11 protein-coding genes are annotated in these 14,962 nt (G+C 71.3%); 9 read left to right on the forward strand and 2 right to left on the reverse strand.

Annotated elements, in window-relative coordinates:
- Both ACFQ2V_RS11215 and ACFQ2V_RS11220 read right to left on the reverse strand, forming a co-directional pair.
- On the reverse strand, positions 1-702 hold the full coding sequence (locus ACFQ2V_RS11215) for a maleylpyruvate isomerase family mycothiol-dependent enzyme (protein ID WP_386052777.1): 702 nt from the start codon (positions 700-702) through the stop codon (positions 1-3).
- Positions 699-2,549, reverse strand: a complete 1,851-nt coding sequence (locus tag ACFQ2V_RS11220; RefSeq protein ID WP_386052778.1) for a glycoside hydrolase family 15 protein — start codon at positions 2,547-2,549, stop codon at positions 699-701. The genes ACFQ2V_RS11215 and ACFQ2V_RS11220 overlap by 4 nt, the downstream gene beginning before the upstream one ends.
- 105 nt (positions 2,550-2,654) lie before the next feature.
- On the opposite strand from ACFQ2V_RS11220, the gene uvrA reads away from it, so the two are divergent.
- The 9 genes from uvrA (at position 2,655) to tpiA (ending at position 14,893) form a co-directional block, all read left to right on the forward strand.
- Positions 2,655-5,780 carry an excinuclease ABC subunit UvrA gene (gene uvrA, locus ACFQ2V_RS11225; RefSeq protein WP_386052887.1) on the forward strand — a complete coding sequence of 1,042 codons (3,126 nt, stop codon included), beginning with the start codon at positions 2,655-2,657 and terminating at the stop codon, positions 5,778-5,780.
- The gene (locus tag ACFQ2V_RS11230; RefSeq protein WP_386052779.1) at positions 5,777-6,355 is read left to right on the forward strand and encodes a Rieske (2Fe-2S) protein; all 579 of its coding nucleotides are present in this window, start codon (positions 5,777-5,779) and stop codon (positions 6,353-6,355) included. The genes uvrA and ACFQ2V_RS11230 overlap by 4 nt, the downstream gene beginning before the upstream one ends.
- A gap of 89 nt (positions 6,356-6,444) precedes the next feature.
- Positions 6,445-8,529, forward strand: coding sequence for an excinuclease ABC subunit UvrC (uvrC, locus tag ACFQ2V_RS11235; RefSeq protein ID WP_386052780.1), 2,085 nt, complete (start codon positions 6,445-6,447; stop codon positions 8,527-8,529).
- A complete protein-coding gene (gene rapZ / locus ACFQ2V_RS11240) occupies positions 8,526-9,443 on the forward strand; it encodes an RNase adapter RapZ (protein ID WP_386052781.1) in 918 nt (305 codons plus the stop codon). The genes uvrC and rapZ overlap by 4 nt, the downstream gene beginning before the upstream one ends.
- 14 nt (positions 9,444-9,457) lie before the next feature.
- Entirely contained in the window at positions 9,458-10,426 is a 969-nt protein-coding gene (locus ACFQ2V_RS11245) for a gluconeogenesis factor YvcK family protein (RefSeq protein WP_386052782.1), read from the forward strand.
- A 110-nt stretch (positions 10,427-10,536) separates the two neighbouring features.
- Positions 10,537-11,517 (forward strand): DNA-binding protein WhiA, encoded by a 981-nt coding sequence (gene whiA / locus ACFQ2V_RS11250; protein ID WP_386052783.1) that lies wholly within the window; start codon positions 10,537-10,539, stop codon positions 11,515-11,517.
- A 235-nt stretch (positions 11,518-11,752) separates the two neighbouring features.
- Complete coding sequence (gene gap, locus ACFQ2V_RS11255; protein ID WP_045192355.1) at positions 11,753-12,757, forward strand: type I glyceraldehyde-3-phosphate dehydrogenase; 1,005 nt, start codon at positions 11,753-11,755, stop codon at positions 12,755-12,757.
- Between the two features lie 106 nt (positions 12,758-12,863).
- Positions 12,864-14,072, forward strand: a complete 1,209-nt coding sequence (locus ACFQ2V_RS11260) for a phosphoglycerate kinase (protein WP_386052784.1) — start codon at positions 12,864-12,866, stop codon at positions 14,070-14,072.
- A complete protein-coding gene (gene tpiA, locus ACFQ2V_RS11265) occupies positions 14,072-14,893 on the forward strand; it encodes a triose-phosphate isomerase (RefSeq protein ID WP_386052785.1) in 822 nt (273 codons plus the stop codon). Before ACFQ2V_RS11260 ends, tpiA begins: the two co-directional genes overlap by 1 nt.
- Positions 14,894-14,962 lie beyond the last annotated feature (69 nt).

The following is a 14,962-nucleotide window of genomic DNA, read 5'->3' on the forward strand; positions in this document are numbered from 1 at the left end:
TCAGCCTCCGAAGGGAAGGGTCGGGACGGGACCGTCGAAGTCGACGCCGTCGGTGTGGCCGCGGGCCAGCCAGGCGAGCACGGCCGCGCGGGAGCCGGTCACCGCCGTCGCGCCGTCGCCGACGGAGTACGCGTCACCCTCGGTCGTCGTGATGCGCAGTGACGGGGGAGTGTCCTCCATGGCCAGCCGGTTCGCGGCGTCCCGGAGGAAGAGGGCGACGACCTCGTCGGGTGCCTTCGCGAAGGTGAAGCCGGCGTGGAGGTCGACGTGGTGGTAGACGAGCTCGCGCAGCCGCATGAACGGGACCATCCCGACCGGGATCGCGACGCCGCCCGGGGTGCGCTCCACGCGTACCTCGGCGTGCTCGGGCCGCAGGGCTGCGAGGCGCTCGGCGAGCCGGGCCGCGGAGTCGCGGATGTCGGCCGCCTGCTCGTCGGCGGAGCGGCGGGCACCAGCGGCGATGTCGGCGTCGCGGGACTCGGGCGTGTCGTACATGGTGCCGGGTGTCCCGGTGAGCGCGACGTCGCACACGCGGGCCAGGGCGTCGGCGTTGCGGGCGATGTGCGCGAGCACGTGCCCCCGCGACCAGCCCTCGCACAGCGACGGCGCGAGCACCGCCTCGTTGCGGAAGGAGGCAGCCGTGGCCACGACCCGGTCGGTCTCGGTGGCCACGAGGTCAGGGGTCACTTCAGCGTGCTTCATACCGTTGCCCTCCCGGGTTGCTTCTCGGTCGCGCGGTCGGACGGCTCGCCCGTCGCCTTCTCGAGCGCCAGCGCGGCGCCGACGAGTGTCAGGTGCGAGAACGCCTGTGGGAAGTTGCCCACCATGCGCTCGTTCACGGGGTCGTACTCCTCGGACAGCAGGCCGACGTCGTTGGTCAGGCCGACGAGCCGTTCCATCATCTCGCTCGCCTTCGCCGTCATACCCGCCTTCGCGTAGGCCGTGACGAGCCAGAAGGAGCAGGCGAGGAAGGGGTGCTCGTCGCCCGGCAGGCCGTCGACGTCGGTCTCGGTGCGGTAGCGCCTCACGAGGCCGTCGCGCAGCAGGTCCTGCTCGACCGCCGCGATCGTCCCGAGCATGCGCGGGTCGTCCCCGTCGACGAAGCCGATGGACGAGAGGGTCAGCAGGGACGCGTCGACCTCGGTCGTGTCGTAGTGCTGGACGAAGGTGCCCCGTTCGTCGTCGAAGCCCTTCGTCATCACCTCCTCACGCACCTGGTCGCGCAGCTCGCGCCACGTCTCGACCGGTCCCTCGAGCCCGTGCTGCTCCACGGCCCGCACCGCGCGGTCGAAGGCGGCCCAGACCATGGCCCGCGAGTGGGTGAAGTGGCGCAGCGGACCCCGGATCTCCCAGAGTCCGTTGTCGGCCTGCTGCCAGTGCTTCGCGAGGTGGTTGACGAGGGCGCGCTGCAGGTGCCACGAGTCGTCGTTCTCCTGGAGCCCGCGCTGGCGTGCGTGGTCGAGCGAGATCAGCACCTCGCCGAGCACGTCGGTCTGGCGCTGGTCGACGGCCGCGTTGCCCACGCGCACGGGGGTCGAGCCGGCATACCCGGGGAGGTGGTGCAGCACCCGCTCCGGCAGGTCGCGACCACCGTCGACGCGGTACATGATCTGCATGTCCTCGGGGTCTCCGGCCACGGCACGCAGCAGCCACGCCCGCCACAGCTCGGTCTCCTCCACGTAGCCGCAGCCGAGCAGCGCCTCGAGGGTCAGGGCCGCGTCGCGCAGCCAGCAGAACCGGTAGTCCCAGTTGCGCTCGCCGCCGAGCTCCTCGGGCAGGGACGTCGTCGCGGCGGCCACGATGCCTCCGGTCGACTGGTGCGTCAGCCCTCGGAGCACCAGCAGCGAACGCGTCACGGCGGCCGCATACGGTCCCGTGTAGTGGCTGCGGGCGGCGTACTGCTCGCTCAGCGCGATGGTCTCCGCGATGCGGGCTCGCACGCTCAGGGGCGGCGGGATCGGATGGTGGCTGCGGAACCACGTCGTCGAGAACGTCATGACGTCACCCGCGGAGACGTCGAACTCGTCGACGTGGTGGCCGTCCTGCGCGTGCGGGAGCCGGGCGCCACGGAGCACCAGCATGTCGGGGCCGGCGATGGCCGTGATGATCTCGTCGGTGCGGCCCTCGCGGTCGTCGGAGTGGCGCGCGACCCAGGGGCGGGTGCGGCCGTAGTTGAAGCGCACCGTCCACTCGTGGACCATCCGGACGGTGCCCTCGAGACCTTCGATGCGGCGCAGCACGTCGGAACGGCCGTCGCCGAGCGGCATGACGTCGGTGACCTTGACCCGCCCGGTGGACGTCTCGTGGAAGGTCTCGAGCACGAAGGAGTCACCGGCGTAGCGGCGCGTCGTCACGGCGTCCTCGTCGACCGGTGCGATGAGCCACCGGCCGTGCTCGGGCGTGCCGAGCAGCGCCGCGAAGCAGGCCCGCGAGTCGAAGCGGGGCAGGCACAGCCAGTCGATGGAGCCACGCCGGCTGACGAGCGCCGCGGTGCCCAGGTCGCCGAGCACCGCGTAGTCCTCGATGGGGGTCGGCACGTGCTCGCTCATGACTGCGAGTATGCCGTCCGGGCGGGTCCTGGGTGAGTGGCACCCTGCGCGGCGAGCCGGCCAGCGGGACCGCCGATACGAGGACTGTCGGTGACCCGACCTAGCATGTTGCGCGTGACTGCTACGCCCACCGGCAACGCCCATTCCCTCGTCGTCCGCGGCGCGCGCGAGCACAACCTCCGCGACGTGTCGGTCGACCTACCCCGCGACAGCCTCATCGTCTTCACCGGGCTCTCCGGGTCGGGCAAGTCGAGCCTCGCCTTCGACACGATCTTCGCGGAGGGCCAGCGACGCTACGTCGAGTCGCTGTCGGCGTACGCCCGGCAGTTCCTCGGCCAGATGGACAAGCCCGACGTCGACTTCATCGAGGGGCTCTCGCCGGCGGTGTCGATCGACCAGAAGTCGACCAACCGCAACCCGCGCTCGACGGTCGGCACCATCACCGAGGTCTACGACTACCTCCGCCTCCTCTTCGCCCGTGCCGGGCGGCCGCACTGTCCCGTCTGCGGTGAGCCGGTCACCCGCCAGTCGCCGCAGCAGATCGTCGACCAGCTGCTGACGCTCGAGGACCGCACCCGCTTCCAGGTGCTCGCGCCGGTCGTCCAGGGCCGCAAGGGCGAGTTCGTCGACCTCTTCGCCGAGCTGCAGACCAAGGGCTTCTCGCGCGCCCGCGTCGACGGTGAGGTCGTCTCGCTGACCGAGGCGCCCAAGCTCGAGAAGCAGAAGAAGCACACGATCGAGGTCGTCGTCGACCGTCTCGTCGCCAAGGGCGACGACGCCGGCTCGAAGCGGCGCCTCACCGACTCCGTCGAGACCGCCCTCGGGCTGGCCGGCGGCATCGTCATCATCGACTTCGTCGACCGCGACGCGAAGGACAAGGAGCGCGAGCGCCGCTACTCCGAGAAGATGGCCTGCCCCAACAACCACCCCCTGGGCATGGACGAGGTGCAGCCGCGGTCGTTCTCGTTCAACTCGCCCTTCGGTGCCTGCACCGAGTGCACCGGCATCGGCACCGAGCTCGAGGTCGACCCCGAGCTCGTCGTGCCGGACGATGACCTCACGCTCGCCGAGGGCGCCATCGCCCCGTGGGCGCAGGGCTCCGGCTCGGCCGAGTACTTCCAGCGCGTCATGGGCGCTCTCGCCGACGACATGAAGTTCTCGGTGGACGTCCCGTGGCGGGCCCTGCCGGCGCGCGCCAAGGAGGCGCTGCTGCACGGCCAGAACTACAAGGTCCACGTCCGATACAAGAACCGCTACGGCCGCGACCGCTCCTACACCACCGGGTTCGAGGGCGTCGTCCCGTTCATCAAGCGCCGCCACGCCGAGACCGACTCCGACTGGAGCCGCGACCGCTACGAGGGCTTCATGCGCGAGGTGCCGTGCCCGGTCTGCAAGGGCGCCCGCCTCAAGCCCGAGTCCCTCGCCGTGCTCGTCGGCGGCAAGAACATCTCCGAGGTCTGTGCCCTCGCGATCAACGAGGCCGCCGGGTTCCTCGACACCGTCGACTTCACGCCGCGCGAGCAGCAGATCGCCGAGCGTGTCATCAAGGAGATCGACGCCCGCCTCGGCTTCCTGCTCGACGTCGGCCTCGACTACCTCTCGCTCGACCGGCCGGCCGGCACGCTCTCCGGCGGCGAGGCCCAGCGCATCCGGCTCGCGACCCAGATCGGCTCGGGCCTCGTCGGGGTGCTCTACGTGCTCGACGAGCCGTCCATCGGCCTGCACCAGCGCGACAACCACCGGCTCATCGAGACCCTGACGCGGTTGCGCGACCTCGGCAACACCCTGATCGTCGTCGAGCACGACGAGGACACCATCGCCACGGCCGACTGGGTCGTCGACATCGGCCCCGGCGCCGGCGAGCACGGCGGGCACGTCGTCCACTCCGGGCCCGTCAAGGGACTGCTCGAGCACCCCGACTCGCTCACCGGCATGTACCTCTCCGGCCGGCGCGAGATCCCGACCCCCGACGTGCGCCGCGGCCACGACGGTCGGCAGCTCACCGTCACCGGCGCCCGCGAGAACAACCTCCAGAACGTGTCGGTCAGCTTCCCGCTCGGCAACCTCGTCGCCGTCACGGGCGTGTCCGGCTCGGGCAAGTCGACCCTCGTCAACGACATCCTCTACAACGTGCTCGCCAACAAGCTCAACGGCGCCAGGCACGTTCCCGGACGGCACAAGACCGTCACCGGACTCGACCTCCTCGACAAGGTCGTCCACGTCGACCAGAGCCCGATCGGCCGCACGCCGCGCTCGAACCCGGCCACCTACACCGGCGTCTTCGACAACATGCGCAAGCTCTTCGCCGAGACGACGGAGGCGAAGATCCGCGGCTACCAGCCCGGACGCTTCTCCTTCAACGTCAAGGGCGGACGGTGCGACGCGTGCTCGGGTGACGGCACGATCAAGATCGAGATGAACTTCCTGCCCGACGTCTACGTGCCGTGCGAGGTGTGCCACGGGGCCCGCTACAACCGCGAGACCCTCGAGGTGCACTTCAAGGGCAAGACGATCGCCGACGTGCTCGACATGCCCATCGAGGAGGCCGCGACCTTCTTCGAGGCCGTGCCGGCGATCGCTCGTCACCTCAAGACGCTCAACGACGTGGGCCTGGGCTACGTGCGGCTGGGCCAGCCGGCGCCCACTCTCTCCGGCGGCGAGGCGCAGCGCGTCAAGCTCGCCAGCGAGCTGCAGAAGCGCTCCACGGGGCGCACCATCTACGTCCTCGACGAGCCGACCACCGGCCTGCACTTCGAGGACATCAAGAAGCTCCTCGACGTGCTGCAGGGGCTCGTCGACAAGGGCAACACCGTCATCGTCATCGAGCACAACCTCGACGTCATCAAGAACGCCGACTGGATCATCGACATGGGGCCCGAGGGGGGCTCCGGCGGCGGCACGGTCATCGCCGAAGGCACGCCCGAGGAGGTCGCCGACGTGGCCGCCAGCCACACCGGCCGCTTCCTCCGGCCGATCCTCGACCGCACCGCCCGCACCACGACCCGCAGCACGGCGCGGGGCCGGGCCTCGTCCGGCACGAAGAAGAAGGCGGCCGACGGCTCACAGCGAGCTGATGGCTCAGCCACAGCGAGCTCGGCCAGACTGAAGGCCGCCCGCACCACGGGTCGCGCCAGAGGAGGTGCCACCACCGCGGCCGCGAAGAAGAACACGCCCAGCACCACCGTGAGCAAGACGAGGACCTCCACCTCTACCCGGAAGAGGAACGCATGACAGAGCCCAGCCCCTCACGCACCGCCGAGCAGTCCAGCAGCTTCGCCACCGAGCACGACTCCCCCCTCGAGCCCATCGACGGGTCGACCGACGCACACACCGGGGCGGCCGACCACCGCGTCACGGGGCTCACCGACCGTCGCGGCGTCCTCAAGGTCGCCGGCGTCGTCGGGGCAGGTGCCCTCGCCGCGTGCAGCAGCCCGCCGGTCCCCAGCGCGACGGGCGGGTCCTCGAGCAGCGCGGCGTCGTCCGGCGCCGGCAGCTCGGCGGCGCCGTCCGCTCCCTCCGGCGGGGGCACCCCCTCGTCCGAGGTCCCCGTCGGAGGCGCGAAGTTCTTCCCCGACACCAAAACCGTCGTCACGCAGCCGGTGGCCGGCACGTTCAAGGCCTTCGACACGACGTGCCCGCACCAGGGCTGCGCCGTCAGCTCCGTGGCCGACAACCAGATCGTCTGCCCCTGCCACCAGAGCCACTTCGACCTCACGACGGGCGAGCCGACGCCCGACAGCCAGGCGAAGCGCGCCCTCACCGCCAAGCAGGTCACCGTCACCGGCGACACCTTCACCGTCGCCTGACCGGGCCCTCCCGTATGCCGTCCGGCCGCCCTCCCCGGCGGTGGAGGGCGGCATACGGCGGCGTCGGTGGGCCGACATAGGGTGGACGCGTGGCGGACCCGACGACCTACCGACCGAAGCCGGGGGAGATCCCGACCGACCCGGGCGTCTACCGCTTCCGCGACTCCCACGGCCGGGTCATCTACGTCGGCAAGGCGAACTCGCTGCGCCCCCGGCTGTCGTCGTACTTCCAGGACATCACCGCGCTGCACCCGCGCACCGCCACGATGGTCACCACCGCAGCGTCGGTCGAGTGGACCGTCGTGCGCACCGAGGTCGAGGCGCTGCAGCTCGAGTACTCCTGGATCAAGGAGTTCGACCCGCGCTTCAACGTCAAGTACCGCGACGACAAGTCCTACCCGTTCCTCGCCGTGACGATGGGCGAGGAGTTCCCCCGCGCCCAGGTGATGCGAGGCGCCAAGCGCAAGGGCACCCGCTACTTCGGTCCCTACGGCCACGCGTGGGCGATCCGCGAGACCCTCGACCTTCTACTGCGGGTCTTCCCGGTGCGCACCTGCTCCTCGGGTGTCTTCAAGCGGGCCGCGGCCAGCGGGCGGCCCTGCCTGCTCGGCTACATCGACAAGTGCTCGGCGCCCTGCGTCGGCCGGGTCACTCCCGACGAGCACCGCGCGATCGCCGAGGACTTCTGCGACTTCATGGCGGGCAACACGACCCGCTTCGCCAAGCGCCTCGAGACCCGCATGAAGGAGGCGGCGGCCGAGCTCGACTTCGAGCAGGCGGCCCGGCTCCGCGACGACATCGGCGCCCTGACCAAGGCCCTCGAGAAGCAGGCCGTGGTGCTGGGCGACGCGACCGACGCCGACGTCTTCGCCCTCGCCGACGACGACCTCGAGGCCGCCGTCCAGGTCTTCCACGTGCGGGGCGGGCGCATCCGCGGCCAGCGCGGGTGGGTCGTCGAGAAGGAGAGCGAGGACCTCCCGACCCTCGTCGAGCACCTGCTGCAGCAGGTCTACGGCGACGCCGACCGCGACGCCGTGCCCCGCGAGGTGCTCGTGCCCACGCTGCCGGCCGACCTCGACGCGGTCACCGAGTGGCTGTCGACCGTGCGCGGCTCGACGGTGAGCGTCAGGGTGCCGCAGCGCGGCGACAAGCGCACCCTCATGGAGACGGTGCGTCGCAACGCCGAGCAGTCGCTGGCCCGCCACAAGGTCGCCCGCGCCGGTGACCTGACGCTTCGCAGCAAGGCGCTTCAGGAGCTGCAGGACTACCTCGGGCTCGACGACGCCCCGCTGCGCATCGAGTGCTACGACGTCAGCCACGTGCAGGGCACCAACGTCGTCGCCTCGATGGTCGTCTTCGAGGACGGCCTCGCGCGCAAGAGCGAGTACCGCCGCTTCATCGTGCGTGGGGCGACCTCCACCGCCGAGGCGGGCGGGCCCGGGGCCGACGCTCCCGTCACCGTCGACGACACCGCCGCGATGCGCGAGGTGCTGACCCGCCGCTTCCGCCGCTACCTGGAGGACGCCGAGGGCGCCGGCGACCTCGACCTGTCGACCGGCGTCGTCAGCGAGCCGTCCGACCGTGACGGCCGGTCCGTGCGCCGGGACAGCCCGGCCACCGACGACGATGACGACGGCCCGTCCACGTCCGGGCCCATCGACCCCGAGACCGGCCGCCCGCGCCGATTCGCCTACCCGCCGAGCCTCGTCGTCGTCGACGGCGGCCTCCCGCAGGTCAACGCGGCCCAGGCCGTCCTCGACGAGCTCGGCATCGAGGAGGTCGCGCTCGTCGGGCTCGCCAAGCGGCTCGAGGAGGTGTGGCTGCCCCGCGACGACCACCCGGTCATCCTCCCGCGCACCAGCGAGGGCCTCTACCTGCTGCAGCGCCTGCGGGACGAGGCGCACCGCTTCGCCATCACCTTCCACCGGCAGCGCCGCTCCAAGGCGATGACGGCCTCCCAGCTCGACGGCATCCCCGGGCTCGGCAGCAGCCGCCAGAAGGCGCTGCTACGCCACTTCGGTTCCGTCAAACGTCTTCGCACGGCGGACGTTTCGGACATCATGGCTGTTCCGGGCTTCGGCCGGTCGCTTGCTTCGGCCGTCGTCAACCACTTGGCTGGGGGAGCACCCCAGGAGCCAGCCGTGAACCTCACGACGGGAGAAGTGCTCGAATGACCGCCGACACCGGCCCCACCCCGCAGACGTCGCTCGCCGAGGCGCCGATCGTCATCGTCACCGGCATGAGCGGCGCGGGGCGCAGCACGACCGCGAACGTCCTCGAGGACCTCGGCTGGCTCGTCGTCGACAACCTGCCGCCGCAGCTGCTGAGCCACCTCGCCGAGCTGCGCGACGAGACCCGCGCCAACGACCCGGACTCCCGCCCCCAGCAGGTGGCGGTCGTCGTCGACGTGCGCTCACGGGGTTGGTTCGCGCTGCTCGAAGGCGCCATCGCCGATGCCCGCGAGCGCGGTGAGCGGCCGAGCCTCGTCTTCCTCGACGCGACCGACGAGGCGCTCGTGCGGCGCTTCGAGAGCGTGCGACGCCCGCACCCCCTCCAGGGTGACGGCCGGCTCCTCGACGGCATCCAGCGCGAGCGCCAGCAGCTGCTCGACCTGCGGTCGTCGGCCGACGTCGTCATCGACAGCTCCGGCCTCAACGTCCACCAGCTCAGCGCCAAGCTGAGCTCGCTGTTCGCCGGCGAGGGTCGCGTGCAGCTGCGCATCGCCGTCATGTCGTTCGGGTTCAAGTACGGCCTGCCGCTCGACGCCGACGTCGTCTTCGACATGCGCTTCCTGCCCAACCCCTACTGGGTGCCCGAGCTGCGGGCGCTCACCGGACGCGACGGGCCTGTCAGCGAGTTCGTCATGAAGCAGGCCGGGGCCGACGAGTTCCTCCAACGGGCGGGCGACCTGCTCGACACGATGATCGCCGGCTACGTCCGCGAGGGCCGACGGTACGTCACCGTCGCCGTCGGCTGCACCGGCGGCAAGCACCGCTCCGTCGCCATCGCCGAGGCCCTCAGCGAGCGCCTCGGTGGCCGCGGCCGCGTCGACACCTTCGTCGTCCACCGCGACCTGGGGCGTGAGTGACGGGGACCAGCGCCATGCCCCCACCGCGCGGACCCCTGGCGTTTCCGCACCACCGGCACATCGTCGCGCTCGGCGGCGGGCACGGCCTCGCCGCGACGCTCACGGCGCTGCGGCTGCTCACCGACCACGTCACGGCGGTCGTGACCGTGGCCGACGACGGCGGCTCGAGCGGCCGGCTGCGCGAGGAGTTCGACGTGTTGCCGCCCGGCGACCTCCGCATGGCCCTGTCGGCGCTCTGCGACGAGAGTGACTGGGGCCACACGTGGCGTGACGTCCTCCAGCACCGCTTCGCCGGCGCGGGCGAGCTCCAGGGGCACGCGCTGGGCAACCTCATGATCGTCTCGATCTGGGAGCTGCTCGGCGACACCGTCAAGGGCCTCGACCTCGTCGGGCGGCTCCTCGGAGCGCGTGGCCGCGTGCTGCCGATGGCCGCCGAGCCGCTCGAGATCGTCGCCGAGATCCGCGGTCACGACCCCGACCGCCCCGACGACACCGTCGAGGTGCGCGGTCAGCACCGTGTCGCCTCCTCGCCCGGCATCGTCTCGTCCATCGGCATCGTGCCGACGTGCCCCGAGCCGTGCCACGAGGCCCTCGCGGCCGTCGGCGCCGCCGACTGGGTCATGCTCGGCCCGGGCTCGTGGTTCACGTCGGTCATGCCCCACCTGCTCGTGCCCGACCTCGTCGACGCCCTCGTGGCGACACCCGCCAAGCGTCTGCTCAACCTCAACCTCGAGGTGCACAAGGGCGAGACCCGCGACTTCCGTGCCGAGGACCACCTGGCCTCCTTCGCCGCCAATGCGCCCGAGCTGCGGCTCGACGTCGTGCTCGCCGACCCCAGCGTCGTGCCCGACGGTGCGTCGCTGCGCGCCGCCGCCGCAGACCTCGGTGCGGAGCTCGTCATCGCCCCCGTCGCCGCGCGCAACGAGCCGGGCGTCCACGACCCGCTCCGCCTCGCGGCCGCGCTGCGCGACGTCATCGCCTGAGCCACCCCGACGTCGGCACGACACGCCGACGTCGGCGCCCGGGGCGCCTCGGTGTGTCGCGGTGGGACTCCGACGCGAGGGTTCTTGAACAGGATGGCAGGATGTCGCCCATGGCCATGACAGCGAAGGTGAAGGACGAGCTCTCACGCCTCGAGGTGACCAAGCCCTGCTGTCGCAAGGCCGAGGTGTCCACGATGCTCCGGTTCGCCGGGGGACTGCACATCATCGGTGGGCAGATCGTCGTCGAGGCCGAGCTCGACACCGCCAATGCGGCACGGCGCCTGCGCCGCAACATCAGCGAGGTCTACGGCCACAAGAGCGACGTGCTTGTCCTCGCCGCCGGCGGTCTGCGACGCGGGTCGCGCTACGTCGTGCGGGTGGTCGAGGAGGGGGCGACCCTCGCACGCCAGACCGGGCTCATCGACACGCGCGGGCGACCGGTCCGGGGTCTGCCGCCGAAGGTCGTGAGCGCCGCCACGTGCGACTCCGAGGCCGCCTGGCGCGGCGCGTTCCTGGCCCACGGCTCGCTCACCGAGCCCGGCCGGTCCTCGGCCCTAGAGGTGACCTGCCCCGGGCCCGAGGCCGCGCTCGCGCTGGTCGGCGCCGCCCGGCGACTCGCCATCCAGGCCAAGGCGCGCGAGGTGCGCGGGGTCGACCGTGTCGTCATCCGCGACGGCGACGCGATCGGCGCGATGCTGACCCGCCTCGGCGCCCACGACGCGGTGCTGGCCTGGGAGGAACGGCGGATGCGTCGCGAGGTGCGGGCCACCGCCAACCGTCTCGCGAACTTCGACGACGCCAACCTGCGCCGCTCGGCCCGCGCGGCCGTCGCCGCCGGCGCCAGGGTCGAGCGCGCCATGGAGCTGCTCGGCGACGACATCCCCGACCACCTCCGCGAGGCCGGCGTGCTGCGTCTCGAGCACAAGCAGGCAAGCCTCGAGGAGCTGGGCCAGCTGGCCAAGCCGCCCATGACGAAGGACGCCGTCGCCGGGCGCATCCGCCGCCTGCTCGCGATGGCCGACAAGCGTGCCGAGGAGCTCGGGGTGCCGGGAACCGACGCCAACCTCACGCCGGACATGCTCGACAGCTGAGCCCGTACGCGGGGCCGCGGCCACCACTCGAAGGCCCGCGTACGCGTACCCGCACCCTGCCGCACGCGTACGCAGACGACCCGTCCGTGCGGTGAGCGCGTGCTCACCAAGCCCTGAGACTGCCGGTTCGGGCCCTGAGTCGACGCACTAAGGTGTGTGTGATCAAGGTCGCAGCGTGGCGGCCCCAAGGTCTGGCACATCGTCCGACACAGTCTCACCGAAGAGGTGCACAGCAGTGACCGTTCGCGTTGGTATCAACGGCTTTGGCCGCATCGGCCGCAACTTCTTCCGCGCCATCGTGGCGTCCGGAGCCGACATCGAGGTCGTGGCAACGAACGACCTCATGGACAACAAGACCCTTGCCCACCTGCTCAAGTACGACTCGATCCTGGGTCGCTTCCCGGGCGAGGTCACCTACGACGACACGTCGCTCACGGTCGACGGCAAGTCGATCCGCGTGTTCGAGGAGCGCGACCCGTCCAAGATCGACTGGGCCGGAGTCGGCGCCGACATCGTCGTCGAGTCCACGGGGTTCTTCACCGACGCGACCGCGGCCAAGGCCCACGTCGACGGCGGCGCCAAGAAGGTCATCATCTCGGCTCCGGCCAAGAACGAGGACATCACGATCGTCATGGGGGTCAACGACGACGCGTACGACGCCTCGAAGCACACGATCATCTCCAACGCGTCGTGCACGACGAACTGCCTCGGCCCGATGGCCAAGGTGCTGAACGACGAGTTCGGCATCGTCAAGGGCCTCATGACGACGATCCACGCCTACACGCAGGACCAGAACCTGCAGGACGCCCCGCACAAGGACCTCCGTCGCGCGCGCGCCGCCGCGCTCAACATCGTCCCGACCTCGACGGGCGCCGCGAAGGCCATCGGCCTCGTGCTCCCCGAGCTCAAGGGCAAGCTCGACGGCTACGCGCTGCGCGTGCCGGTGCCCACCGGCTCTGCCACCGACCTCACGTTCGAGGCCGGCCGAGAGACCACCGTCGAGGAGGTCAACGCCGCGGTCAAGGCCGCCGCCGAGGGCCCGCTCAAGGGTGTCCTCGTCTACACCGAGGACCAGATCGTCTCCAAGGACATCGAGACCGACCCCGCTTCGTGCATCTTCGATGCTGGCCTGACCAAGGTCATCGGCAACCAGGTCAAGGTCGTCGGCTGGTACGACAACGAGTGGGGCTACTCCAACCGCCTCGTCGACCTCGTCGCGCTCGTCGGCCAGTCGCTCTGAGCCCACTCGGCCACCGCCCCGCCACCCCGGCTCGCACCGGGTGTCCCGCGTGGGCGGTGGCCGCACCCTTGCCCGGCTGATCCCCACCACTGAAGAGGCATCCCGCGTGAAGACCACCAGAGACCTCGGCGACCTGCGCGGCAAGCGCGTGCTCGTCCGGTCCGACCTCAACGTGCCGCTCGACGGCTCGACCATCACCGACGACGGCCGCATCCGTGCGTCCGCCCCGACGATCAAGGGCCTTGCCGACGCCGGCGCCCGGGTCATCGTGTGCGCCCACCTCGGACGCCCCAAGGGCACCCCCGAGGCCAAGTACTCCCTGGTCCCGGTCGCGAAGCGCCTCGGTGAGGTGCTCGGCACCGACGTCGTCTTCGCCGACGACACGGTCGGTGACGACGCCAAGGCCAAGGCCGCCGCGCTCCAGGACGGCCAGGTGCTGCTCCTCGAGAACCTCCGCTTCAACGCGGGCGAGACGGCGAAGAGCGACGACGAGCGTGCCGAGTTCGCGCGCGAGCTCGCTTCGCTCGCAGACGTCTTCGTCTCCGACGGCTTCGGTGTGGTGCATCGCAAGCAGGCGTCCGTCTACGACGTCGCACGCCTGCTGCCGCACGCCACGGGTGACCTCGTCTCCACCGAGGTCGACGTGCTGCGCCGCCTGACCAAGGATCCCGAGCGCCCGTATGCCGTCGTGCTCGGTGGCGCGAAGGTGTCCGACAAGCTCGGCGTCATCGGCAACCTGCTCGGCACCGCCGACCGCCTCCTCGTCGGCGGCGGGATGCTCTTCACCTTCCTCGCGGCGCAGGGCCTCGAGGTCGGCAAGAGCCTGCTCGAGGCCGACCAGGTCGACACCGTCAAGGGCTACCTCGACCGTGCGGAGAAGGAGGGCGTCGAGATCGTCCTCCCCGTCGACATCGTCGTCGCCGACTCGTTCAGCGCCGACGCCGCCCACGACGTCGTCGCGGCCGACGCGATCCCGTCCGACCGCATGGGCCTCGACATCGGCCCCGAGTCGAGCCGCCTCTTCGCCGAGAAGCTGGCCGACTGCCGCACGGTCTTCTGGAACGGCCCGATGGGTGCGTTCGAGATGGCGCCGTTCGCGGCCGGCACCAAGGCCCTGGCGCAGTCCCTCGTCGACATCACGGCCAAGGGGGCGCTCACCGTCGTCGGTGGTGGCGACTCCGCCGCCGCGGTGCGCCAGCTCGGCTTCGAGGACTCCGACTTCGGCCACATCTCCACCGGCGGCGGCGCCAGCCTCGAGTACCTCGAGGGCAAGGAGCTGCCCGGACTCACCGTGCTCGAGGAAGGCGACGCCTGATGGCCAAGGACACCAAGGCAACCCGGCCCACCGGGCGGGTCCCGCTCATGGCGGGCAACTGGAAGATGAACCTCGACCACCTCCAGGCGACGCACCTCGTGCAGAAGCTCGACTGGACGCTGCGCGACGCCAAGCACGACCACTCGGCCGTCGAGGTCGCCGTGCTGCCGCCGTTCACCGCCCTGCGGTCCGTCCAGACACTCGTCGAGGGTGACAAGCTCGACCTGCGCTACGGCGCGCAGGACCTCTCGCCGCACACGTCGGGCGCCTACACCGGTGACATCTCCGGTGCCTTCCTCGCCAAGCTCGGCTGCACCTACGTGACGATCGGGCACAGCGAGCGACGTGAGGGCCACGGCGAGACCGACGAGGTCGTCAACGCGAAGGTCAAGGCCGCCTACACGCACGGGCTCACCCCGATCCTCTGCTGCGGCGAGGCCCTCGACGTGCGCAAGGAGGGTCGCCAGGTCGAGCACGTTGTCGCGCAGCTGCGCGCCGACCTCGACGGCGTCACCAAGGAGCAGGCCGCCACCGTCGTCATCGCCTACGAGCCCATCTGGGCCATCGGCACCGGCGAGGTCGCAACCCCCGACGACGCGCAGGAGGTGTGCGCCGCCATCCGCACGCTGCTCGCCGAGCTCTACAGCGGCGACGTGGCCGACGGCGTACGCGTGCTCTACGGCGGCAGCGTCAAGGCGGCCAACGTGGCCGCGATCATGGCCCAGGAGGACGTCGACGGCGCCCTCGTGGGCGGCGCGTCCATCGACCCGGCCGAGTTCGCGGCCATCTGCCGCTACCGCGACCACGTCACGGCCGGCTGACCGACCGGACGACAGGCCGGCCGGCCGGCGTTCAAGAGGCGCCGAGGCGTCCTCATCGACCGGGCGGCC

Source organism: Terrabacter terrigena (assembly GCF_042676085.1).
Lineage (GTDB): Bacteria > Actinomycetota > Actinomycetes > Actinomycetales > Dermatophilaceae > Terrabacter > Terrabacter terrigena.

Excerpts from the sequence above, each read along its gene's own strand:
- ACFQ2V_RS11215 (WP_386052777.1), bottom strand. The coding sequence starts at position 702 with ATGAAGCACGCTGAAGTGACCCCTGACCTCGTGGCCACCGAGACCGAC.
- ACFQ2V_RS11220 (WP_386052778.1), bottom strand. The coding sequence starts at position 2,549 with ATGAGCGAGCACGTGCCGACCCCCATCGAGGACTACGCGGTGCTCGGC.
- uvrA (WP_386052887.1), top strand. The coding sequence starts at position 2,655 with ATGTTGCGCGTGACTGCTACGCCCACCGGCAACGCCCATTCCCTCGTC.
- ACFQ2V_RS11230 (WP_386052779.1), top strand. The coding sequence starts at position 5,777 with ATGACAGAGCCCAGCCCCTCACGCACCGCCGAGCAGTCCAGCAGCTTC.
- rapZ (WP_386052781.1), top strand. The coding sequence starts at position 8,526 with ATGACCGCCGACACCGGCCCCACCCCGCAGACGTCGCTCGCCGAGGCG.
- ACFQ2V_RS11245 (WP_386052782.1), top strand. The coding sequence starts at position 9,458 with ATGCCCCCACCGCGCGGACCCCTGGCGTTTCCGCACCACCGGCACATC.
- whiA (WP_386052783.1), top strand. The coding sequence starts at position 10,537 with ATGGCCATGACAGCGAAGGTGAAGGACGAGCTCTCACGCCTCGAGGTG.
- tpiA (WP_386052785.1), top strand. The coding sequence starts at position 14,072 with ATGGCCAAGGACACCAAGGCAACCCGGCCCACCGGGCGGGTCCCGCTC.